Source organism: Alteromonas sp. RW2A1 (assembly GCF_001886475.1).
In the GTDB taxonomy this organism is placed as follows: domain Bacteria; phylum Pseudomonadota; class Gammaproteobacteria; order Enterobacterales; family Alteromonadaceae; genus Alteromonas; species Alteromonas hispanica.
The window spans coordinates 84,917-107,818 of sequence record NZ_CP018031.1 but is presented as its reverse complement, the minus strand read 5'-3'; the positions used below and the strand labels follow the sequence as shown (position 1 = coordinate 107,818).

At 41.9% G+C, this 22,902-nt stretch carries 25 protein-coding genes; 16 read left to right on the top strand and 9 right to left on the bottom strand.

From position 1 onward, the window contains the following. Window positions 1–159 precede the first annotated feature (159 nt). The 3 genes from BM528_RS00545 to BM528_RS18315 all read left to right on the top strand — a co-directional run bounded on the left by BM528_RS00545 (window position 160) and on the right by BM528_RS18315 (window position 3,064). Entirely contained in the window at window positions 160–777 is a 618-nt protein-coding gene (locus BM528_RS00545; protein WP_232230533.1) for a class I SAM-dependent methyltransferase, read from the top strand. Between the two features lie 125 nt (window positions 778–902). Beyond that, complete coding sequence (locus tag BM528_RS00540) at window positions 903–2,600, top strand: class I SAM-dependent methyltransferase (RefSeq protein WP_071978214.1); 1,698 nt, start codon at window positions 903–905, stop codon at window positions 2,598–2,600. A gap of 44 nt (window positions 2,601–2,644) precedes the next feature. After that, complete coding sequence (locus BM528_RS18315) at window positions 2,645–3,064, top strand: HNH endonuclease (RefSeq protein ID WP_083595139.1); 420 nt, start codon at window positions 2,645–2,647, stop codon at window positions 3,062–3,064. Between the two features lie 207 nt (window positions 3,065–3,271). Here BM528_RS18315 and BM528_RS00525 read toward each other — a convergent pair whose 3' ends face one another. Further along, a complete protein-coding gene (locus BM528_RS00525) occupies window positions 3,272–3,820 on the bottom strand; it encodes a hypothetical protein (RefSeq protein ID WP_071978213.1) in 549 nt (182 codons plus the stop codon). Between the two features lie 185 nt (window positions 3,821–4,005). On the opposite strand from BM528_RS00525, the gene BM528_RS00520 reads away from it, so the two are divergent. Continuing rightward, complete coding sequence (locus tag BM528_RS00520; RefSeq protein ID WP_071978212.1) at window positions 4,006–4,242, top strand: hypothetical protein; 237 nt, start codon at window positions 4,006–4,008, stop codon at window positions 4,240–4,242. A gap of 82 nt (window positions 4,243–4,324) precedes the next feature. On the opposite strand, the gene BM528_RS00515 is transcribed toward BM528_RS00520, so the two are convergent. After that, entirely contained in the window at window positions 4,325–5,389 is a 1,065-nt protein-coding gene (locus tag BM528_RS00515) for a collagenase (protein ID WP_071978211.1), read from the bottom strand. A 343-nt stretch (window positions 5,390–5,732) separates the two neighbouring features. Here BM528_RS00515 and BM528_RS00510 point away from each other — a divergent pair, with 343 nt between their 5' ends. The 3 genes from BM528_RS00510 to BM528_RS18600 all read left to right on the top strand — a co-directional run bounded on the left by BM528_RS00510 (window position 5,733) and on the right by BM528_RS18600 (window position 7,506). Further along, entirely contained in the window at window positions 5,733–6,371 is a 639-nt protein-coding gene (locus BM528_RS00510; RefSeq protein WP_071978210.1) for a hypothetical protein, read from the top strand. A gap of 75 nt (window positions 6,372–6,446) precedes the next feature. After that, window positions 6,447–7,292: a substrate-binding periplasmic protein gene (locus BM528_RS00505; protein ID WP_083595137.1), complete on the top strand. Its 846-nt coding sequence runs from the start codon at window positions 6,447–6,449 to the stop codon at window positions 7,290–7,292. A 58-nt stretch (window positions 7,293–7,350) separates the two neighbouring features. Beyond that, a complete protein-coding gene (locus BM528_RS18600; protein ID WP_198033582.1) occupies window positions 7,351–7,506 on the top strand; it encodes a hypothetical protein in 156 nt (51 codons plus the stop codon). Between the two features lie 130 nt (window positions 7,507–7,636). On the opposite strand, the gene BM528_RS00500 is transcribed toward BM528_RS18600, so the two are convergent. Next, window positions 7,637–8,416, bottom strand: a complete 780-nt coding sequence (locus tag BM528_RS00500; protein ID WP_071978208.1) for a hypothetical protein — start codon at window positions 8,414–8,416, stop codon at window positions 7,637–7,639. 296 nt (window positions 8,417–8,712) lie between these two features. Between BM528_RS00500 and BM528_RS00495 the strand changes: the two genes are divergently transcribed. Then, the gene (locus tag BM528_RS00495; RefSeq protein WP_071978207.1) at window positions 8,713–8,979 is read left to right on the top strand and encodes a helix-turn-helix domain-containing protein; all 267 of its coding nucleotides are present in this window, start codon (window positions 8,713–8,715) and stop codon (window positions 8,977–8,979) included. Beyond that, window positions 8,979–10,292: a type II toxin-antitoxin system HipA family toxin gene (locus BM528_RS00490; protein ID WP_071978206.1), complete on the top strand. Its 1,314-nt coding sequence runs from the start codon at window positions 8,979–8,981 to the stop codon at window positions 10,290–10,292. Before BM528_RS00495 ends, BM528_RS00490 begins: the two co-directional genes overlap by 1 nt. A 70-nt stretch (window positions 10,293–10,362) precedes the next feature. On the opposite strand, the gene BM528_RS00485 is transcribed toward BM528_RS00490, so the two are convergent. Next, window positions 10,363–10,755, bottom strand: coding sequence for an OsmC family protein (locus BM528_RS00485; RefSeq protein ID WP_071978205.1), 393 nt, complete (start codon window positions 10,753–10,755; stop codon window positions 10,363–10,365). Window positions 10,756–11,301: 546 nt separating this feature from the next. On the opposite strand from BM528_RS00485, the gene BM528_RS00480 reads away from it, so the two are divergent. Further along, window positions 11,302–12,123, top strand: coding sequence for a MipA/OmpV family protein (locus BM528_RS00480; RefSeq protein ID WP_071978204.1), 822 nt, complete (start codon window positions 11,302–11,304; stop codon window positions 12,121–12,123). A gap of 20 nt (window positions 12,124–12,143) precedes the next feature. Here the strand turns inward: BM528_RS00480 and BM528_RS00475 are convergent, their stop codons facing one another. Beyond that, a complete protein-coding gene (locus tag BM528_RS00475) occupies window positions 12,144–13,043 on the bottom strand; it encodes a nucleotidyl transferase AbiEii/AbiGii toxin family protein (RefSeq protein WP_071978203.1) in 900 nt (299 codons plus the stop codon). Next, window positions 13,036–13,575, bottom strand: coding sequence for a type IV toxin-antitoxin system AbiEi family antitoxin (gene abiEi / locus BM528_RS00470; RefSeq protein ID WP_071978202.1), 540 nt, complete (start codon window positions 13,573–13,575; stop codon window positions 13,036–13,038). Before abiEi ends, BM528_RS00475 begins: the two co-directional genes overlap by 8 nt. A 130-nt stretch (window positions 13,576–13,705) precedes the next feature. Between abiEi and BM528_RS18415 the strand changes: the two genes are divergently transcribed. After that, entirely contained in the window at window positions 13,706–13,960 is a 255-nt protein-coding gene (locus BM528_RS18415; RefSeq protein ID WP_198033581.1) for a hypothetical protein, read from the top strand. 69 nt (window positions 13,961–14,029) lie between these two features. Here the strand turns inward: BM528_RS18415 and BM528_RS00465 are convergent, their stop codons facing one another. Beyond that, on the bottom strand, window positions 14,030–14,467 hold the full coding sequence (locus BM528_RS00465; protein ID WP_071978201.1) for a BLUF domain-containing protein: 438 nt from the start codon (window positions 14,465–14,467) through the stop codon (window positions 14,030–14,032). A 5-nt stretch (window positions 14,468–14,472) separates the two neighbouring features. Beyond that, window positions 14,473–15,789: a putative bifunctional diguanylate cyclase/phosphodiesterase gene (locus BM528_RS00460; protein WP_071978200.1), complete on the bottom strand. Its 1,317-nt coding sequence runs from the start codon at window positions 15,787–15,789 to the stop codon at window positions 14,473–14,475. 712 nt (window positions 15,790–16,501) lie between these two features. On the opposite strand from BM528_RS00460, the gene BM528_RS00455 reads away from it, so the two are divergent. The 5 genes from BM528_RS00455 to BM528_RS00435 all read left to right on the top strand — a co-directional run bounded on the left by BM528_RS00455 (window position 16,502) and on the right by BM528_RS00435 (window position 20,132). Next, window positions 16,502–16,930, top strand: a complete 429-nt coding sequence (locus tag BM528_RS00455; protein ID WP_083595134.1) for a YeeE/YedE family protein — start codon at window positions 16,502–16,504, stop codon at window positions 16,928–16,930. A 20-nt stretch (window positions 16,931–16,950) separates the two neighbouring features. After that, window positions 16,951–17,370 carry a YeeE/YedE family protein gene (locus tag BM528_RS00450; RefSeq protein ID WP_071978198.1) on the top strand — a complete coding sequence of 140 codons (420 nt, stop codon included), beginning with the start codon at window positions 16,951–16,953 and terminating at the stop codon, window positions 17,368–17,370. Window positions 17,371–17,386: 16 nt separating this feature from the next. Further along, window positions 17,387–17,941, top strand: coding sequence for a DsrE family protein (locus BM528_RS00445; protein ID WP_198033580.1), 555 nt, complete (start codon window positions 17,387–17,389; stop codon window positions 17,939–17,941). 115 nt (window positions 17,942–18,056) lie between these two features. Continuing rightward, window positions 18,057–19,577, top strand: a complete 1,521-nt coding sequence (locus BM528_RS00440; RefSeq protein WP_071978197.1) for a hypothetical protein — start codon at window positions 18,057–18,059, stop codon at window positions 19,575–19,577. Window positions 19,578–19,643: 66 nt separating this feature from the next. Continuing rightward, complete coding sequence (locus BM528_RS00435) at window positions 19,644–20,132, top strand: helix-turn-helix transcriptional regulator (protein WP_071978196.1); 489 nt, start codon at window positions 19,644–19,646, stop codon at window positions 20,130–20,132. Window positions 20,133–20,974: 842 nt separating this feature from the next. Here the strand turns inward: BM528_RS00435 and BM528_RS00420 are convergent. Continuing rightward, window positions 20,975–22,570, bottom strand: coding sequence for a hypothetical protein (locus tag BM528_RS00420; RefSeq protein ID WP_071978195.1), 1,596 nt, complete (start codon window positions 22,568–22,570; stop codon window positions 20,975–20,977). Window positions 22,571–22,902: the final 332 nt, after the last annotated feature.

Here is a 22,902-nt window from a genome sequence, read left to right as displayed (position 1 = left end):
GCGGGCAGACTGGTAATTTACCTTTTCTGGATTCCCACTTATCACTTACCTTAAAGGGTATTAATGGTATGCTGGTTTTCAGTTAGGTAGCGGCCAAATCAGCAAATGCATACGGCGCGCAAAAACACCTGCACTGCATACAAAGAGGGATTTTTAGTATTGAAAACAACCATTAACCATTACAGTGCTAACGCAGAACACTACTACTCGCTTTATCAATCGATAAGTGCAGACAGTGTGCATGGCTACCTTGAACAAGCACTTGCTAACACACAGCCCACTACTGCATTAGACGTTGGCGCAGGCAGTGGGCGCGACGCTAATTGGCTGGCCGCAAAAGGTTGGCAAGTAACTGCAACAGAGCCTGCCGAAGCATTACTGAAATTAGCCAAGCAACATTCCAACGAAAGAGTGACTTGGTGTGACGCCGCCCTACCCGCGCTGGCAAATTTACCTACCCCACACCAACACAAACACCAACACTTCGACCTTATTTTGCTTTCTGCCGTATGGATGCACCTGCCCAGCGAAGAAAGGCCAGCAACCATAAAGCGCCTTAGCGAACTACTATCAGACACAGGCAAAATGTATATAAGCCTGCGCTTTGGACCAAGTGACCCAGAACGGCCTATGTACCCAGTAAGCTATGAGGAACTGCAAGCATTGGCAGCAGAAAGTGGTTTAACAGCGCGTAATTTGAACCCGGTTCCTAGTAAAGATGGGTTACAGCGAAGTGATGTTGAGTGGGTGACGGTTGAAGTAAAGCGACAGAGATAAAACGCTTCAGCTATTGATACAAAATACTTTACTTCGTTATTACTGGTTTAGATGGAATACTTGAGTTTATTCATCAAATGATTTAGAAGTAAAACATTCAACGGATTGGTATCTAAGTTAGCGGTTTGACTAAAAATACTACGTACTATTCAACTAACGCTTCTTCGCTTGCTGAACAATACGACAGCGTTCCCTTTGAATATGTGCATAAAGAGTGGCTAAAGGTTATTCCTAAAGAAGGAATGGTACTTGACGTGGGCGCAGGCTCGGGTCGAGATGCTCGCTATCTGGCCGCAAAAGGTTTAGGCGTAGTTGCGGTTGAACCGGCCACTGGTATTCGTGAAATAGCAAGAGAATATACAGTTTCAAACCCGATTCACTGGGTATCAGATTCATTACCAGAACTTGCTGAAGTTTTTCGATTACAAACCAAGTTTGATTTAATTCTGCTAAGCGCAGTGTGGATGCATATAACGCCGTCATCACGAGAACGTGCGTTCAGAAAACTCTCATGTTTATTGAAGCCCAATGGCAAGCTCATAATATCGCTGAACCATGGTTGCTGTTCTGACGAACGCACCATGTATCCCGTTTCGAGTGATGAGCTAGCGCAATTGGCAAGCCAATTCGGGCTCACGTATCGATTGCTTACCCCTGAGAGGTCAAACGATGAACTTGCTCATGCAGACGTCAAGCAGGAAACGGTTTTACTCACGCTACCTGACAATGGTACCGGTGCTTTTCCGCTAATTCGCAATATTGTAATAAACGATAGCAAAGCTTCCACCTACAAAATTGCACTACTTAGAACCCTTCTGAGAATTGCTGAGGGCCACCCAGGAGCGGTTTTAAACCAAACCAGTGAACACGTAAGTTTACCTGTCGGATTAGTCGCGCTTTATTGGTTGAAATTATATAAACCTCTAATTGATAAGTTCGACATGCAGCAAAATTCCAATCCTGATAAAGGTTTAGGTTTTATAAGCGAAGGCGGTTGGCATCAGATCTCATCATATTCAAGCAATGATTTTTATATTGGTGCACGTTATTCAGATAGCGATACGATACAAGGACTATATCGAGCACTTAAAGATATATCGTCAACTATAAAAAAGATGCCAGCTAAATACACAACGTTACCCGGCACTAATGAAAGTGTATTTCACGTTGAGCTTAACAAAACTTACAAACCTAAAACCGACCTACATTTAGACTTAAATTTTTTGTCTTCGCTGGGAAAATTTTATGTACCCGCCCACATTTGGGATTCGCTAACCCAGTTTAGCGTTTGGATTGAACCTACTTTAATAAACGAGTGGTCATCCTTGATGGCAGGTTATGCTTTAAACAAACAAAAGCCCTTTACCAAAGTAGATTACCTTAATGCTCTTAAATGGGAGGACCCAGAACGCACCACTTCTAGAATTAGAGATCGAGTTAACGACTTGCTGACAAGCGAAAGCGTAACATGTTGCTGGTCAGGTAAGATGCTAAGTCTCTCTGACTACGCTATAGATCATGCATTTCCGTTCGCGCGATGGCCGAATAACGACCTCTGGAATCTATTACCCACAAAATCAAAAATAAACGCAAATAAATCAGATAAATTACCCACAGGTATGAAGCTCTCAAGTTCACGGGAGCATATCGTTTCTTGGTGGAATCAAGGTTGGAAAAACAATCAATCGGAGTTTTTTAGCCAAGCCAATTTAGCGCTTCCAAACCTTAGGCCCGACAACACGAGCTTTGATGATGTATTTGAGGCGCTTACTCTCCAGAGAGATCGCATAAGGGCACTGCAGCAGCTGAAAGAATGGGGCTAGTGTTATAGCTTTAGCGGCAATTGAAATAAGTTTAGGGAAGAACAATGACAGTCCGAGTTACTTTAAAAGAAGATAGTAAACACATTCGTAGAGAATACAAAACTCATGCTCGAGCTATTGGCGCTCTGGGGAGATGGTTCAATAATAACAAAGGAATTGCGATTCTTTACCAGCCTGGGCAAGAGCCTGTTGTTTATAAAGGCAAGCACGAACTTCCAGCGCAAAAAGTTAAATCTCGAACAAATTTTTACAGAACAAAAGCGTGGCGCGAGTTGCGCCTTTCCGTTCTGCTTACTTCAGACGGCCGATGCAAGATCTGCGGCAGTAGCTCAGAAAAAGGGGCAATGTTACACATAGACCATATCAAGCCGCGCAGCCTCTATCCAGAGCTTGCATTGGAAAAAAGTAACTTACAGGTACTATGTGAAGACTGTAATATTGCCAAGTCTAACAAAGATTCTTAGATTTCATTCTTTCATTTAATTTAATTGGCTAAAGAATTTTCCTATTTTAAATAACTGCGATTAAAGTGCTGGTTGAACGCAATGCACAAAAGTATTCGAACCCATGCCCCTTGCCTCCGGAGGCCAACGCTCTATCCAGCTGAGCTAGGGCTGAATACATTTTTCACTTCGCTCCGAGAAAGCACACAAGAACTTTCCAATGCTATCTCACGCCTGCCGTTGCTTTATATAACACATGAACCTTTTCGTGGCCGTATTACTTTTTACATCTAGGCTTACGCTTTGTTTACTATACGCATCGGGCTGCTCTTTATACAAAAACAGGCAAACTGCCAAGAAGTTAAAATCGATATCGTTGTTTATAAGGGAATTAAGCAAAGTAAGCTGTTCCAGTAATATTTGCTCACTTGGAGACAATTCATTACTTCGTCTGCTTTTCATTATTTCAAAGTCTTCAGCAATCATGGCCTCTGTGTAACCAGCAGAGGTAAGCGCATAACCCAGAATCTGCTTTGCCGCTGAGGCAATGCTATCTTTATTGTTTTCATTGCCTGATGATTTTTGAGCCACATTATTTTCGCTGCATGCCATCATAAAAAGCACCGCAGGGTCGACCGCATTGAGCCGTATGGCGATATCTTCGATAGACCGATAAAACCGTGGATGGGAAATGTTGTCGATAAAGGCATTAATAATAGCTCGGTAAACCACGTTGGCTCTCCATTTATCCTGCTTTTCTGTGCAACCATGATTCATTGATGTTACGCATTTTCGCTGCTCGCGTGTAATTAAAATCTAGCAATACACCAAGAAATAAGTCAGTTAAGCTTTGCTCGACACCTAAACACTTCGTGATTAAATTGAGCTATGTTAATCTTACGAACACTCATATAGTGTTGATACTCCTCTTTCAACGGTTCAACACACATCAAGGAAGATTTATGAACAAACTAATTACCCTAATCACGATACTATTTATTTCATCGCCAGCTTTTTCTGCCTCTAGCTTCGAGCCGTCTAAATACAATTGTTCAGGTATCGAAAAGCGCATCAAAAATATAAATTCCAAAATGCGCTCTGGTTACAGCGCTAGAGAAGGTGAAAAGTTAAGAGAAGAACTCAGAATACTTAAAGAGCATCGCTATGCTTGTAAGAAAAAACGTTTTTCAACCAAGTAAAATGTGTTGATAAACGCTTAGTTCAACTTCAGGTTCTTTTAATGCACATAGCCCATGCGCCACGCGCATTTCCCTCAAAAATCTATTTCAGCCAGCGTAAAAAATCACGCTCTAGCTGAGCAATTGGCCGCCCGTAAAGCTTCTGTATATCGTGCGAAGAAAGCGCTGCACACCCATTTTCTGACTCTTTTAATAAAAGGCGGCTCATAAATTGTTTTTCCTTTGCCATCATAAATGAAACAAAGGCCCAACTAGTTGCGTAGTATCGCTGTGTATCGTTATCCCAACTATTACGTGTGCTTGCAAATAGATTATTGAGGGACACGGGCTGGTTTTGCAAAAGATATGACCGCCAATGACTTTGCGACAGGTTTTCAGCATACTCCGCCATTCCTTCGTTAAGCCACCTTGCTATTTGGCCATACCAATGCTGATTTATCGTATGCACTATTTCGTGCGCCACCGTATTTGCAGTACTTTCGTCATCGCGAATAAGCACAACAGACTCATTATTCCCTGATGTGTAAAAGCCTGCAGTGGGTGTTTTCAACGATGACTTTTTCTTGCTGTAGTTATTGTATGAGTCTTTCGTTTTGAAGCTTCTTACGTTAGCCACAACTGGCACTATTGCAGCTTCAGGCGTTATCTCTCCAAACATTTTCATGGCTCTATTTACTTTTTCAGTAGATGTTTTACGAACCGAGTACGACAAATTTTGAGAAAGAAAATTTATGGATATTTTGTCTGGCTTTATTACTCCCGCCACTCTCAACGACGTTTTGCTATTAATTACTTGTGGCTTATCGCTGATATGACGAGTCCCATCAACATCAATCCATGTATATAGCGTTTTATCTGAAGGCGGCTTTTTCTTATCTATACAAGTTGAATAACTTGATGCTAAGTGCTTTCGAGTTTTGTTGTAATGAATTACTGGCCTAGCTATAGGCTGTTGAGGAGATATTACTGAAAACGCATCTTGTATGGGGTGTTCAATGCGAATAGATTCCGCACGTGCAAACAGTTCATGTAGCCAATACGGTAATGCAATGCTTTGCCTTGCAACATATAACACTATTAGCGTGTTTATCAAAAAGGCTATCGTAATGAGCGTTACCTTTAAGCAAAGTCCTTTTGCTTTTGCCATTTTTGCTTCCTTTCATCCAGCCATCTTTGCTTACCGAGACTACAAAAAACAAAACAGGTTTTCGAGTTTTAATTTAGTTAAAAGGTATAGGCTTGAATAAAACTGGCTATGGGTATGGCAAACCAAAATACCCTTTTTCTTCCCCAAGTCGTAATAACTTATACGCCAATACCCAAAAACTAAACACCTATAATCTCAACGCATTAAAAACGAGGCTGTTATCAAAAAAGGTCTTACATTTTTCTTACTACTGACCACGCTCGTACTCGCTGGCGCTATTTGGTTTTTTCAAACCCAGCATAGTAACACTAAGCCAGGCTATATCGAGCCATGGCGTAGTAGCGTGTGGAACAACGCCTTGTGCAACTTTTTTACGGTAAACAGCGATAAGCGAGATGTGGAACTACTGCATGAAGCATTAACTAACGCTCTGGGTGACAAAGAGCCTGTTTTTGATGAAGAGGCTGTTGCTAAAGAGATTGTTGCTAAAGAAAGCACCGCTGAACCCACAAATATTACAGAGCAAGCTTGCTCTGCAGTTACTAGTTCATCTGCTAACTTACCCGCTGGCCTACCGTCTAATTTATCTTCTAGCCTATCGGGCCGGGAAACTCGCTTGCTCGAAATGCTACAGGCGGTAACGGTATTACCTAGCCCGCCATCAAACACAATGAGTGCTGACGTATTAACGCTTACCTCTTTTATTGAACAGTATGGCCCACTTGCTCGCGCCGATATGCGCATTTATGAGGTAGATGTAGCTAACCAGCTTTTTGCCTACGAACTGCGCTTTGAGGATGCTCGCGCATATGTAATGTACAACTTCTCTTTTGATACCCATCCATTGCCGTTACCCCTTGGCTTTATGGCTTCAACCAAAGTTACGCTGTACAGAACAGACAACCCAGAGTTTAAGCGCTTTGTGACCAGCGGCCCGTTAAGTATTACGTATCACTCTGCCGTTGTGGTTATTGTTGACTGAATTAAATTATAGGTTGCCGGCACATAGGATTTGTATAGTCTGATATACTCGTAAGTACGAAGTAAAATTATTCGAATGCAGTTAATTCGTGAGAGCTTCGGTGGAGCGTGTATGGTATTTAAGGCAACAATTTTTTTCTTTTTAGCGATTGTGAGTTTCGGGCTTGCTAGTGAAACACACATTAATGCTGAGCCTGCGCATCAAACTGATGCAAATAAAGTAAAATGGCCCGATACTCAACCCGTTTTGCGCTTTGCAATAAATCATTTCCCTCCCTACTCCATATTGTCAGAGGGCAAGCCCCCAGCTGGAATAAATGTTGAAGCTATGAAAATAGTTGCCGAGCAGCTGAACATGCGTTTGAAGTTTATGGAATGTCCTTTTGCGCGCTGTATTGTGTTACTTGAAAAGGGTCTGGTAGATGTTTTTGTTGGGGTAACGCACAGCGCCGAAAGAGAAGAATTTTTGCACTTTATCGAACCTCCTGTTGCACCAGGCAGTGTGCAAACCTTTTACGCGAGAGCGGGTTCATCCATCTCCATTAATGAGTTTGCCGATCTTGACGGGTTAATTGTCGGCCTTTTACGTCATAGCCTATACTTCCCTGAATTTGATAAGGCCACAAATTTTGCGAAAGTAGAAGCCAACACACACTTGCAGCTTATCGATTTATTGCTCAATAAACGCATAGACGCCTTCGTTGGCTCTGAACAAAGGTTTAATTACCTGCTGCAAGAACAAGGCTTATCTAACAAAATTTCGCAGCAAACCTTTCACATAACCGAAGACAGAAAGGTGTACCTTGCACTGTCGAAGCACTCTGTACATTCGGATTTAACAGAATCATTCAGCAAAGCTCTCAGCTACGCAAAAAACAAAGGCGTTTTTGAAACACCTTTTGATAGGAGTAGTAGCGAGTAAGTTGAAATGGCTATTTTTTGCATCATAATATGAAATAGCCAGTTAAAAGGAGGGCTATATGAAAAGCGCGGTTTCAAAGAATGCTAATCAAAAAAGTCGATTTATACCAAATATGGCAAATTTTGAAGTAAGCCTGAGCTACGAAGGTCTTTCGCTGAAAAAAGTTAGTGAACGGAAGACCATCAACGATTTAAAACGGAAGTATGCAAGGTAAGTACGCGGTATCTCAGGATAGATGCAAATATTGCAGGCGTAAATTTAGATTTATCTCCGCTTGAGGCAATATTTTCTCTGGCAATCTCACCGAAAGCCGACTGCAACAATAGACCTCTTTAATCTCTGCGCTACTCTTTCACCCTTAAGACATAAAATTTATCTAACGCCTCTTGTACCGTTAGGTTTTCATCGGCTAGCAAATATTTTTTTACCTCGCGAATAACTAGATTTCTGTTCTGATTGTATTGCTTTGCAAAGGCTTCGCAGGGCTTCTCGATTGCGTCTAATAACCTGCGCGCTTCCACCGAGCGATGAAACGCCTCTATCGCTTTATCGAAGCTCTCACCGTTTTCAAAGTACAGCTCGCTTAAACGGCCCTTTTTAATTTGATAGGTACTGCTGGCGTACTCTAGTGCTAATTTGAAGTTTTCAAATGTTTGGTCAAATACTTGATAAGACTTGTCTAGAGCTTTGCCCACTCGGGTAATGCTGCCGCCAATTTCGTGGTCGAAACCGTTGAATTTAAGTCGCGACACAGTTTCTTTGCCTAAATTTATGCCCGCGCTTAAGCTAATTTGAAACGCTTTGTCCATTTCCTCCAGCTCTTCTGGGCTCCACATGTTATATACCGTTATAGCCTTTTTGTATTTCTCTGCAAGCAGCGCTTTTAAAACATCGAAACGGGTTTGCAACGTGCCGTTGTTTTTCTTTTTCAGTATATCGAAGCACTCATTGCAGGAGAGAACGGCAATAAATTCTGCTTCGCTATTTGCATCGCGCCAGTGGTGAATAAAGGATATAGGAGGAATGTAGTCGGTGTGATTAGCTTCGCAGCCACAGTAAAAGCAGCGATTAAAGTCTGAAGAGTTTACGGCCACCAGCGGCTCGTAATATTTTTCGTAGTTCATGCTTTTACCGCCTGTTTTTAGTCACCCATTTCTGCTTTACAGGTTCACCAATAAAAAGTAACCGTTCTTTCAATTACGCTGACAAACGGTAAGTCGATCGTTGTCATTTCTTTGGTCTATTGAATATGATGAGTAGGCACAACTAAGTTCCATATTGAATTTGAAATAGATGCTGCATAGTCACATTTTATACTAATCAATGTATATTTTAACTTTATATAATAATCTGCATAAACTTGCTTTATACACATTTCTGCATAAACTAATTTTATTCACTATTGTGCATAAAAGCTGATATGAAAATTAACACACCAAAAGATTTAGGCGCGGTTTTTAGAGACAGTCGTAAGCTCAAAGGCTGGACTCAAGCAGATTTAGCAGAACGCATTGGCGTATATCAAAGGGATATTTCCAACTGTGAAACAAAAACTGAAAAAGTCTCGGCCGAAATGCTCCTCAAACTGTGTGCGGCACTAAACTTAGAGTTTAATGTCGGCAAACTGAACAATGATGAAGAGTCTACGCAGGTTACTCCACTTGCTAAAAAGTCGTTGAGATTCTAATGGGACGAAAGTCACATACCAAAACCCTTTATTGCTCTATGAATGGATTTCCAGTCGGTGATTTATATTTAAAAAATGGGCGCATAAGCTTTAAGTACTCCCCAGACTGGTTAGAGGTAGAAGGAAGCCGTGCTATTTCTCTGAGCATGCCCATGCAAAGAGCTGAGATATCGGGAGACGCTGTACATGCTTATTTTGATAACTTGCTGCCCGATACAGGCGCTATCAGAGAGCATATTAAAGACAAATTAGGTGCAGATAGTGCTAACCCCTTCGACTTGTTAGCCAAGATTGGAAAAGATTGTGTGGGTGCGCTTACATTTACAGAAACTCCTGCAACAGGAGGAATACCCTCTCTAACGCTTTCACCATTGTCTGAGGGTGAATTAGCACAAATTATCAGAGACACTCGCTTTGAAAAAATGTTGGGTATGCACTCAGGCGATGACTTTAGAATTTCTCTTGCTGGTGCTCAGGAAAAAACAGCACTGACTCTATGGAGAGGAAAATGGTGCAGGCCACACGGCTCAACGCCAACAACGCACATATTTAAGCCACCTATTCTTCATCATGAAAGCTTGGGAGTAGACTTATCTTCGAGTGTAGACAATGAATGGTTTTGCCAGACGTTTATGAAAAACTTGGGTTTAGATGTCGCCAATTGTGACATTGCACAATTTGAAGATCAAAAGGTACTTGTGGTCGAGCGCTTTGATCGTAAAGTTGAATCAGACGTTATTTTAAGACTTCCTCAAGAGGATATTTGTCAGGCGCTAGGAAAAGTAAGTGGCTCAAAGTATGAAGAACAAGGCGGCCCGGGCTCCCAAGAAGTTATGAAATTACTTTCTGGCTCAAGAAACGCCTATAAAGATAGACTCGAATTTTTGCGTGTGCAGATTGTGTATTGGCTACTTGCAGCAGTTGATGGTCATGGCAAGAACTTCACTATTACACTCAATCAGGATGGCTACCGACTGGCTCCATTTTATGACGTGCTCAGTGCTTATCCTTATTTTGGGCAAGGGAATATTCAGGCACAAAAAATAAAGATGGCAATGAAAGTCTACAGTAAGAACACACACTACAGATGGAATGAAATTATGCCTAGGCACTGGCCTGAACATGGTAAAAAGCAGGGAATAAGTGAAGCTCAAACGCTCGCTATTATGACGTCGTTAGTGGACAAGGTAGAACCAGCATTACGATCATCTTTACAGGAAGCTAATATGCTTTTTGACAAAGAGGTTGGTGAGGCTATAACCGAGAATATACTGACATGTTTGCGCAAAATATCTCACTTTTTAAAGAGATAGTTGGTGGGCGCTGATAGCTCACGGCGCCATTTCTTTTTTACTTTAACTGACGTTAGCTATCTCTAGCCTATCACTCTTCAATTTCAATACTAAATTCTGGCATGGCCTGAATCACTTTTTTCACTGTGCAGCTGTTGGCAGACGCCAAAAGTGGCTTTTTATATTTCTCTGGGAAATCGTCAGGCAAGGTTACTTTAATAGCGAATGCCTTTTTAAATTTATCTTCGGCATTGCTGCTGTGGTCTTGGCTAATACTGATCCCGTCTGTGCTGATGTCTCTGGCTTCACAGAATTTGCGAATAAAAAACGCTGCGCATAAAGGCATGCTAGCTAAGAAATAATCAAACGGCTCAGGGTAAGACTCATCGCCCCCGGCTGATACGCTTTGGTCACTGATGATTTGATGCTTGCCAAAACTGGCCTGTAGTTTTTGCCCTTCCAAAAGTGCGATATCTATTTTCATAACGGTAACCTTATATTCAATTAAGCTAATAAATGATGTGTTGATCCTGAAAGGAGTTGTACGCGGAGTCAAGGTTATTGTGCGCTTTGACACTAACAATAGTGAAGCACCGTTGTTAAACGGCATTTATCAACACAATGCCGCGCAAGTCAATGAACAACGTATCGCTAACTAACACTTGCTGCGCTCCTAGGTTCGTATCACATGTATTTATACAGTGAACACTCAACGAAATACCCCTTTTTTGTATTAACGGTTAGTTTTTCTCACACGTTGCTAGTGGGTTTAGTCGAATAATCATTGGCCATTCATACATAAAATCAACAGCTTCTACATTTTCGATATGCACCACCGAACGGTCGTCTATACTCATGTCCATGTTAAGCCAAATATCTGCGTTACAAGCGTAGCCTGTTATTTAGCGTATCGGCTGATTCAAAAACACTGATTAACCATGGCGCGAAACTCAATAGCAAACTCGGCTGTGTGATGTGTTGCGCAACTAAGAACTTACAATTAAAAATAACAATGTGGAGTTTCTGTTACATGAAAAAGGCTATCTCGATTGTATTGTGTATTTACTGCCTCATTTTTCAATTGGCTTCGGCACAAGAGAATAATGCTGCACTGGTTCCTTTGCCATCGCTAGACGACTTTACTAAGGGGGAAGACGGTTGGAGCTTCGGCCTAGGCTTAGGTATTGAATACGAAACCGCCTACGAAGGCTCGGATGAATTTGGGTTAGAACTTCAACCTGCAGGAGCCGTGCAGTGGCGCAGCGGCGATAATATTTTTTATTTTGCCGGAGAGGCATTTGGCTGGCGAGGACTTCAAGGTGACAAATGGCTGTTAGAAGCCTTATTAGGTTTTGAAGAAGGCCGCGAAGAAGGTGATTCTGACGATGGAAACCTCGATGGCTTAGGTGAACAAGATGAAGGGTTTGAATTGGTGCTTCAAGCACGACGGTCATTTACTGATGACTGGCGTTACTGGTTGGTTAGCCGAGTAGTAACCGGCGGAGATGGAAATTTAGGGTTATTTGGCATAGGCCGCCGCTTTGGCGACCAAATTGACGGTACCGGCCATGAAATTAACTTGGTAGCCGTGTTCCACGATAGTGAGTATGCCAATAGAGGTTTCGGCATAAACGCCGAGCAAGCACAAGCCTCTGGATTGGCTGAAACTAACTTAAGCGGTGGCCTGCGTTCCATTGGCGTTGACTATAGTTTTCGACACTATATCAATGACAGTTGGCAACTTTATGGCGAGGCACTTTTTGAGTATTACAGCAGTGACGTACAAGATAGCCCTATCGCGCGAAGCGATTACGAAACCGAGGTTGGCGTGGGATTTATTTATATTTTCTAGGGCGTAGAGAGCTTTGCTCTCTACATCTTCATGTCCGAACCGTGGCCATTTGTGGAATTTCTATTCAGCGCCGATCCAATTGTCTCGATTTGTGAGGCTATCGTTTCACCCACATATGGCCAAAACTCCTTGCGATTTAAGGTACGTTCACGGATATCTTTAGGGACAAATCGTAACATTTCTCTTTCAAAGTCTAATTTCGTCTCATCCGACGTCAGAATGGATCCACTGTGTATCTGTAGATTTTTGAGAAAACCTTTCTGAGTTTTACCACGCATTACAAGCTTCTTTTTTACCAGTGAAGCTTCAATCGGAACGTTCTGTTGGCTTAGCCATGCTAAGTCCCACACGTCCCGTGGTTTTATCCGGCGCTCTCGAAACGCTAACGCAATCAGCTTGTCGGCCAGTATCTCTTTGCTGCTTTGTACCGGAATTGGTAAGCCTTCAATAGGCGAATTTATATCATAAAAATTTTTAGCAGGGCGCTGAACCTTATCAAATGAATCATAGCGGCAAATATCGATGTGCATCTTCTGTGAAGGTAAGTCTGGCCGCTTAGGGTTTTTGATAATAGTCACTTTCCAGGTTGATGTGTCACTGCGGTCTATTAAAGGCTCGCGCACATTAACGTCTAGCATGAATTTGTTTTGCAAGTGCGACTCGATATCGGCAGATAACGAAGAGAAGTCTTTAGGTGAAAAATGCGCCCCTCCTGTGAAGTCCAAGTCTTCTGACAAGCGATTAGAGCCATAGCACATACGTAAAGCCGTTCCGCCGATAAAAGTGAGATGTCCCAGAAACCCTTCTTTATGCAGAATGTTAAGCAACTCATGATGCACAATCTCTTTTTCTACTACATCTTCCAACCCTATTAATTGAGGGTTCTTCTCAATCGCCTGAGAGACCAAATCACTAATCATTCACTGCCTCTTCATTTATCATATCCACATTTCTCCCGACCCGCTTTAAATCAGCTATTGCGCGCTTGGCTCTGGCCCGGAAAATTCGTGTATCTGGATCATAATACACATCTTCTGCCGTTCGGTTTTTTCGATTGGTATGCGTAAACTCAATGGTTCCATATCGCGTCTCTATTTTCCCACTTCGACCTTGTGTCATAACGGTAAGGTAACTAAAAGGAATTTGCGATATTACTCCTTGCCTTGAGAGCTCACTTTCGAGACTGACGTATATGAATTTATTCCAATGCAGGCGCGATGCAATATATTCAAGCACGCCTCGCTTTGTAGGCTCATCACTGGGCAATGCATACATGTCTCGGCATACTTTCAATAGCCACCCTCTTGAAACACCTTTAGAAAGTTTTTTTCGAAAATTATCATCAGCGCTTTCTAATAAAGATAATGCAATATCGTGAGTCGTAAATATACCGAAGTGCCCGTTTTTTATGGCTTTGTGTAGTGTACTAGTAACCTTAAGAGCAAAACTCATCTACACTTTTTCTCCATATAGACGAAATTATGTATAGATAATAGCATAAGTTTTTAAGTTTACTTCACTTGGTACTTCGCAAATATTCACCAATACTGAAGAATATTAACGTTGACATTGGTGCATGTGCATGGCGAAGAATCGCCCCCCCTCAGCATATGTTTTTCTCATCTATTTAGCAGAACAACGAATTGGCTCGTTAACTTTTGATAAAAGCACCAACCTGCTTAAATTAGAATATGAGTCGGATTGGCAGCGTCATGGAGAAGCGATACTCGATAGCGCATTGCGAGCCATAAGGTGTCAACGCTTAAGGGTCGAATACAATTCAGGGCATGAAGTTCAGCATTATGGGATTTCCATAACGCATATCGGTAACACGTAAAAAAGGTCTATTGTACTCCTCATACAGATAAACCTGCGTACGTGAAACGCTGTGTAGAAGAAGAATGACTTAATCTATGAGTGCTTGATGCTGCTTTATCAAATTATCTAGCGTAGATACGATACTTTTACCTGCAGCTCGTAATTGCATTTCGTCTTTAGACTTTAAAACGCCTTCCAGCTCTAAACTTGATGTATTCTCAATACCAGCAAGCGCCATCGACCAGTCGGCAAAATTCCTTTCTTCTAGCGGCTCAAAGTGCAACACGGTAACGTCGGCATGGCGCTCATCCATTTGGATAATTTCAAAAAGCGTTTCTAACGCATCTTCTGTTCCTTCAATAACCTGACAAAAATAGCCACCGGAATAAAGTAGCGCGCCTGTAATTTGCATTGCAGGGTTATTGCGACGTGCTGATTCAAGTATTTTAGCAATCTCTGTTTTAACATCATTATCGTCGCCATGTATGGCATTACGACTGATATAAGCAATATGAAAAAGTGACATAAAGGTTACTCGCTGCTGTTAGTCTGTAAGTAGGTGGCCACATTGTTCTCCTCAAGAGGACGTGAAAAATAAAACCCTTGAATAAAAGTAACTCCAGCATCTAAGCATGTGGAGAGCTGGTACTGTGTTTCCACACCTTCGACAATAGGAACAAGATTGAAAACATCTACCAGTGATACTACGGCTCTTATCATATTAAGTGCTTTGCGCTCTTGCTTCTCGTCTTTTCCGCCAATGCTTGCGATAAATGAACGGTCGAGCTTTACATAGTCTATCGGGATATTGTTGAGTTCCATCAACGAAGAGTAGCCCGTTCCAAAATCGTCGAGCGCGACCGAACAACCCAGTGTCCTTAATTGGCTAATGGTTTCAATCATGCCGCTCGATATTTCCTGAGACTCTGTAATTTCTAAGTTTAAACGATTTGGGTTAAGCCCACTTTTGTCAAGTGCACGTTTTACTGTTTGGTAAATAAGGGCCCTATTTTGTAACTGGCTAGGGCTCAAATTTACGCTGATACGGGGAGATTGATGTTGAGAAGTCTCAGGCCATGCGGCCGCGAGCGTGCACGCTCTGCCTATTACCCAGCTACCCAACAAGTCCATCACCCCAATTTGCTCTGCAATTGGAATAAAAACTGTAGGAGAAATCACCCCTTTTTTAGGATGACGCCAACGTAACAATGCTTCAAATGCAGAAACCTGCTTACTTTTTGCATTTACAATTGGCTGGAAAACCAAAAAAAACTCTTCGCTTTGAACTGCTGTATGAAGCTCGGTAGCCTGTGTTGTTAACGACACTCGCAATGCGTTTTCAAGTTGGTGAGAAGCTCGCGCATCAGCAATCATCTGCGTGTCAAAAAATGAAAATTTCACTCGACTACTTAGTGCATTGTGCAATGCTACTTCTGCGGCATGAATTGCGTCTGCAATATCATCAAAGTGAGAACAACTCTCCGCTACACCTATGTTAACGCTTAGTACAATAACTTCACGCCGCAGCAAAATTGGACGCTCAGCAAAATCTCGCAGTCGTGTTATTTGATGCTCCACTTCGTTTTCAGACAGATTGTAAAACAGCAGCGCAAAATTACCGCCAGCCATTCGGCCAAGCAATGCAGCATTTGGAAAGGTTTGCTGTAATCGCTTCGCTATTTGCACAATAACCTTATCGCCTAACTCATCGCCTAACCCGTCGTTAACCTGCTTAAAGCGAGCTATCTTCATACAAATAATTGTGTAGGGCACGTCTGGCGTGGTGAGGGATGCAGCTTGCTCAAAGAAACTTTTTCGCGACGCAAGCCCAGTCAGTCTATCGGTCATCTTTTTTCCGTTAGTTTCTTACTCAAGCAGTTTTGAACGTAATATTGATTACTTATTGAGTATTACAATTCTAATACTAAGTTAAACAGGCATAATTTCGTCTAATATTTAAAACTACCATTACATGCTTGTAAGCACTCTAAATTTTCGTTCAGAAAAACAACATACTAATACTTTTATTAAAAACGCACACTTTATTCTAGATATTCATTTGAAGAATGTTTCGCCCCTTCGGTGGACATTAGCAGTTCCGCAAAACTTAACTTTAATTAAACAGAGAAACGTCTTCAACAAAGCAACAAGCTAGTTTGGCTATCACTTGGATATTTTTAAATTCGGCGATGGGTATGAAATACGCTGGTTGCGCTTTGGACGGGGGTGTGACAGCAATGGCAATATGACTAAGGTGCAACCACAAACCTGTACACAACACAGCACCTAAAAGCGCCATATATACCGAATATTGTAATATGAGGTTATTTACTAGTTAGCTGACTTTTGACTAAACCTCATCATGGTAAGCTTAGCCATGAAAAGCACATACTAGATATATATTTAATGTATATACTCCTGTAAGCTTGTTAGAATATCAATTGTGTTCATACGCATTAGTGCGCACACTTATATGCGAAATAATGCATTTAAAGAACTTCTACAGTCAGTGATGTAATGCATAAACTTGTTTTAAGTGCAGCAAATTAGGAGAAAAGATTTGGAAAACTGGACTATGACACCGTTCGAGCCGCTATCCGGCGTAGCAGGAGGCATTCTCATTGGGTTATCAGTTGTACTGCTGTTGCTCACGCTAGGCCGCATCGCAGGTATTTCTGGTATTTCTGCTGGTGCGTTAACCCAAAGAGGTTCAGAACAGTATTGGCGACTAGCATTCCTGGCAGGAATGATTTTAGCGGCCATATTCTACAGCAATTTTATGGGCGGCTTTAAGGTAGAGACTCAATTAGGCTCGGGCTGGATGATAATAGCAGGGCTACTGGTAGGCTTTGGCACTCGCCTTGGCTGTGGATGTACGTCTGGCCATGGTGTCGCGGGTTTATCTCGATTATCACCACGCTCGATAGTAGCCACTCTGACGTTTATGGCGGCAGCCGCCGCTACCACAAACATTATAAGACACCTTTAATACAGCGGAGGAAATAGATTATGAAGGTACTTATCGCTTCGCTATTTAGCGGCCTACTTTTCGGTTTTGGGCTTGTTGTATCGGGAATGAGTAACCCTGCCAGGGTGCTTAATTTTCTTGATTTTAGCGCGAACTGGGATGCCACTTTAGCTTTTGTTATGGGCGGTGCTATTTTAGTGGCGGCCCCAGGCATTTATTGGGTACGCAAAAGAAGCAAACCTATGTTTGCTAGCAAGTTCGATATTCCCACGAGCAAAACCATAGATAGTAAATTGGTTTTGGGATCTGCGTGTTTTGGTATTGGCTGGGGAATAAGTGGCTTTTGTCCAGGCCCTGCCGTGGTTGCTGTTGTATCTCTTCAGTCAGATGTTCTTTTATTTATCGGCGCCATGCTTGTTGGCATGCTGGCGCAGCATTTTTTAACACCGAAGTCTTCTTAATTAAAAGGAACACACCATGCTAAAAATAAAAAACGTAAACCTGATGGCTTGTTGTTTGGTCGCTCTCTTTAGCTTTAACTCTGCTGTTAACGCTCAAATGTCGACGTTTAAAGACGGACCAGTAATCACTGGCTTTGGAAAAACCGCCCCCGTGCCCTCTCATTCTTTACCTGAAAACAGCGAATTTAACATTACCTTCGACGTTGCCAGTACCAGTGGTGAAGGCGTTGTAAACCGAAAGTTTGATAGCCTTGCGCGCTTTATTAATATGCATGCTGCTGCAGGTGTGAAAAAAGAAAATATCCACCTTGCCCTTGTTGTTCACGGAAGCGCAGTTTTTGATTTATTAAATGATGTGTCTTATCAAGAAAAGTTCGACACACCAAACCCTAACGAACCGCTACTAAAAGCACTTTTAGAGAACAACGTGCGCGTAATTTTATGTGGTCAGAGCGCCGCTTCAAAAGCTGTAGAAAGCGGCCAGCTGGTAGAGGGCGTAGAGATTCAATTATCGGCTATGACCGCTCACGCTTTACTTCAGCAAGAGGGCTATACGGTTAACCCATTCTAAATTTATAAATATTATACAAAGCCAAACTTGTTATCGGTATCAGCGAATTGTTCTTCATACGGCTAATAGAAATGAGTTTACTGTGAGTTGTAATACTAAAGAGAATTGTATTGTTATGAATTGCATTAAAGTCTTCGTTGGGGTTGCCTTTTTACTCACTGCCAATACTGCGCTTGCTGACGTAAAACGAACGCCAGATGAGACCAAGTTACCTAACTACCTTAACAGTTTTAGTAAAGGTTTACCTCATAACGAGTGGGGAGTAGTGGATGAAAAGGCTTACGAGATACTATTAACGGCACTCAAAGAAGGTAACAGTACTGCTTTTGAAAATGTGCCTATGGGCGTGAAAAACGGGTTTGGGCTTCGTAATCCACTCGCGGCCTACGCAAGTGTTCACGAAGGGGACGCCCCAGACACTTTCACAATACCGTCAGCTCCCGAGTTTGATAGCGCATGGCAAGCCTCAGAAGCCGTTGAGGTAATGTGGAAAGCGTTACTTCGAGATGTACCTTTTGCTGACTACGCAAGTAATTCACTAGTTAAAGATGCCACAAAAGACTTACAGCAGCTGTCTGAGTTTCGCGGCCCCACATCAAACAACTCGCATACAAAGGGCAAGATAAGCTCGCAAACATTGTTTAGGGGTGTAGGCCCTGGCGAAACTGTTGGGCCTTACATTTCACAATTTTTATTGAAGCCTATTCCTTACGGCGCTACTACTATTCCTCAACGCTATAAGGTGCCCAAGCTTGGTAACGATCACCTCACAAATTACAACGAGTGGCTTCGTATACAAAACGGCGGTAAGCCCTCTGGTATCACTACAGCATTATATGAAGCCGAAAGTCTCTATTTATATAGCGGTAGAGCGTTGGGCGAATACGTATTGCACGATTTTGTGAACATGGCCTACCTCAACGCAGCCCTTATTATTGGTTCGTTTGGTGATGAAGCATTTGCTAAATCAGATCCTTATAGTAAAACCAAGTCTCAAGCTCGCGCGCCGCTATTTGGTATTAATCATGCCATTGATCTTTTATCTCGTGTATCAATGCCGTCACAGCAAGTAGCGTGGTACCAAAAGTGGCTAGTACACAGGCGTGCACGACCTGAAGTATATTTCGGGCGTGTTCACAACCATTTAGCAGACAATGGCATTGCATACCCGATACATGAAGAAATGCTGAACTCCAAAGCGCTTGATAAAGCTCTGAAAGAAAATGGCACCTATTTATTGCCGCAAGCCTCGCCCAAGGGCGCGCCGCTTCACCCTACTTACCCAGCTGCTCACGCCGTTATGGCTGGCGCCGCTGTCACAATGCTGAAAGCGTTCTTTAATGGTGATTTTGTTATTCCCGACCCAGTAATGACAAGTGCTGATGGAAAGCGATTATTGCCTTATAAGGGTGAATCACTCACCATAGAGGGTGAGCTTAATAAACTCGCCAGTAATATTTCATTGGGCCGTAATTTCGCTGGTGTGCATTATCGCTCTGATGGAGACTATGGCTTAGTGCTAGGTGAGGAGTATGCCATCAGTGCACTAAGAGAAATAGCACACCAATATAGAGAAGAGTTTGGAGGTTTCACCTTTAGGCGGTTTAATGGAACTACCGTGGAAATAAGTCAATGAGGCGAGCCGCAGCGGTAATCAACTGGTTTAATTTTCATACATATAGCCGAATGTGACGACCAACCGATGAAAGACAAAATACTCTCTATTACTTTAATTTGTATTATTGTGCTTAAAATTGCAGATTTAAATGCAGATGTTGCCGACGAAGCTAGCCTCACCCACCTGATTCAAGAATCCATTTTGATTTTGATTTCATCCGGGCTGTTCATTTTTCTTATTTTTGATATTCGCCAACGATCAAACAACGCAAAAGAATTAAAAGCAGAGCTTGCCGCTTCGTCAGAAAGAGAGCAGAAAGTAACCGCGGAACTGCATCAATCGAAACAGCAGTTTTCAAAAGCGATTGAAGCACAGTTTAATGTTTGGGGCTTAACACCGAGTGAGAAAGAAGTGGCAATGTTTTTATTGCGAGGCTTAACGCTATCAGAAATTGCAGAAATGCGGAGTACTTCAGAAAAGACTATACGCCACCATGCTTCTGCAATTTATCGCAAAGCAGATTGCAAAGGCAGGCATGAGCTAGCGGCTCTTTTTTTCGAAAACTTGATTTAAATCATAATTTTATATCGTTTATAGGCGGTTTGCCCTAGGTTATTAGGTGCTATGCCCAATATCTTTTCTACCTTGTTTACCGTATTGTCATTGTAGTTTGTGAATGGCTATGTTCGGATTAACTGTTGTTGAATCGAAAAGAGCCTGTTTTCGTTAAGGTTTTCTGGATTATCCATAAACCTGAACCAACCCAGGTAGTGTTCACTACCTGGGTTGGTTCAGGTTTATGGATAATCCAGAAAACCTTAACGAAAACAGGCTCTTTTCGATTCAACAACAGTTAATCCGAACATAGCCATAATATTAGATATATTTTATAAACCGCTAGTCTAGAATATGTGAGGGACATGCGCGTCGTAAACCAACTTTCGATTAAAGTTTTACAGTTCTTTTTGATAAGCTTCTGGCGGCAAATTCCTGAGAATATTACATGCTCTGTCTTCGTTTTTAGTATAGCTGCCATACCGAAGGAAGTTTTGTTACCTGATGGAGATTTTCAAACAACAAACAATCAAAAAAATTGAGCGTTACAGGGTGTTGAAGTGTTCAATGAAACCCTTTTAATGTAGTTTACCAAGCTAGATAAAAATCTGTTTGAAATTACGCTTTTGTATCAAGTTGTTAGCATCTCCAATCTCCACCCTATGTAATGATTTCTAAAGGGTAACGGTCTTTTGTTCGTCCTTGTCAAAGAGATAATGTAAGTCGCTAGCGATGTAGCAAAGAAAATTCATGGTATCTCCATATAATTTGTAAATGTTAGACGCACATAAAATGGTCTCGAAGACTAACACTCGAAAGGTGAAATTGGTGAACATGGCGCGATTCGAACGCGCGATCTATCATTCCTCTTGAGGGGAAGCGCGTAACGCCAATATTGAATAAAGCACACATACATTCGCCATTAATCGAACTTGCCCCCCAAACGACACATCTTTGTCAATATCATAACCCCAATGCTCCGAGAGAATTCGCTTTAGCTTGCGCTTGATATTTTTTAATAGACCAGGGCGAAGGTATTTTTGCGGCAACATGTACTTCACGGGCAGATTTTGCAAAATAGAAGGGTAGTCTTTTCTGTAAAGCTCAATACATTTGAGCGCTTTATCAGCAAACTCCATAGGGGGCAGAAACTGAACCTGCTCTTTATTCTCTTTTTCCATCTTAAAGAAAAGGTAAGACTGAACGCTCCATGTGATGTCAATAATTTCGCTAGGTATTTTGTTTCTGATTACCTCTGACAAAAGCAGCTGGAAAGGCAAAAACTCTGTTAGCTCCTCTTTTTTTTGAAACGAAGGCATATTAAATAAACAACGAAACACTGGAGGCGATAGTTGCAGTGCAGTCTCACTCCACCAACTAAGACCCATCGGGTCTCTATCGATGTAAGTTTTACAAAAATAGGAGCCAGCTAAAAATGCTTCTTCATCGCTCAACTGAATGTTTGAGAGTAACTGCCCTAGCTTTTGTGTAAACTCGGTATAGATGTTATGTGTGGAAAAAATAGATAATTCGTCATAGTTATTGTGACATGCAATCATACCATTTGAGCGCGGATGAATGGGCTGCCTAGGTGAACCTTTATAAAAAAAGCCCCTGTCTACTTTTGTCCGCCCTAAGACGAAAGTTAACTCCTCCATCAGTTGTAAGATACTTCTCGTTTGCATGCCTGAGAACCTGTCATCTGAGACAGTATCGTTAGTTGTAGGCCTCAACCAATGCATCATACACTGTCTATTCACGCTATTTCGATGAAAATATCCGCAAAAAGCAGTTAGGAATAGCATGCTTTTGCGTTGAATATTAGAAACGCCCAACTCATCTGCCTTTGAACACCAGGTAGCCAGATTATGCTCTGGCGACTTTTTATCGGATGCAGATAACTCAGTCTCTGATTGCGCTTTTTGTAAATTATAAGCGATATATTCTAACGCTGGCATCAAAGAGGGACTTATCACCTTCCCATTTTCCACACAGTAATCTTGAAAAACATCATGAGTTGCTTGCCAGGTACTGAGATAATCCGACAGCCCTTTGGCCATTGCTACCTGTTTCCCATGATTCCGACAAAGGCGAGTCCAAAATCCAGCTAAAACTTCGTTCCTTGTATTAGAAAATTTTTTGTGTCCATGAAACGTGCAGATTTGACCGTGGAACAATTGAGCCAAGACTTCTAAAGCTTCACAAATGATTTTCACATCGCTTTTCGTGACACTATCCTTCTTACTCAATTCGTTCGATGCCACGGTGATTTCACGAGTAAACTCTCGATAGAAATTGTCTATATTGTAATTATCGAATGGGTTGTAGAGGAAGGCCGACTCATCTACATCAACCAAAAAGTCGGTCACTTTTTTGATGGTTGGATGATTGAGAGCGCTTACCTGCTCTTCACAGAGCTCTAAATTTAGGCGAGTTATTAATGATTGAACTGACATTTTATTCTCCTGTTTTTAGCAAAAACTAATCACAAAGAGAATATTGAGATTGGGGCATTGGAACGTATGAGGTCGTTACTACACCAGAACGATTAGGTCGTTACTATTCCAATCCAAATATTCAATTTGGAATACGACAAGGATAACGTATCAGTAATGAATGTCCAATCTATTCACTACAGTAGTAATGTCACATTAATACTTAGCTTTGTTAAAATAGTTATGCCTTTTCATCACGCCTTTTTACGTCGTTAGTATTACTACAGACAAATATCGCGTTTGATATGCTCTATTGCCTAAATTATTGAGGCAGACAAATGCTCTCTCTTCCA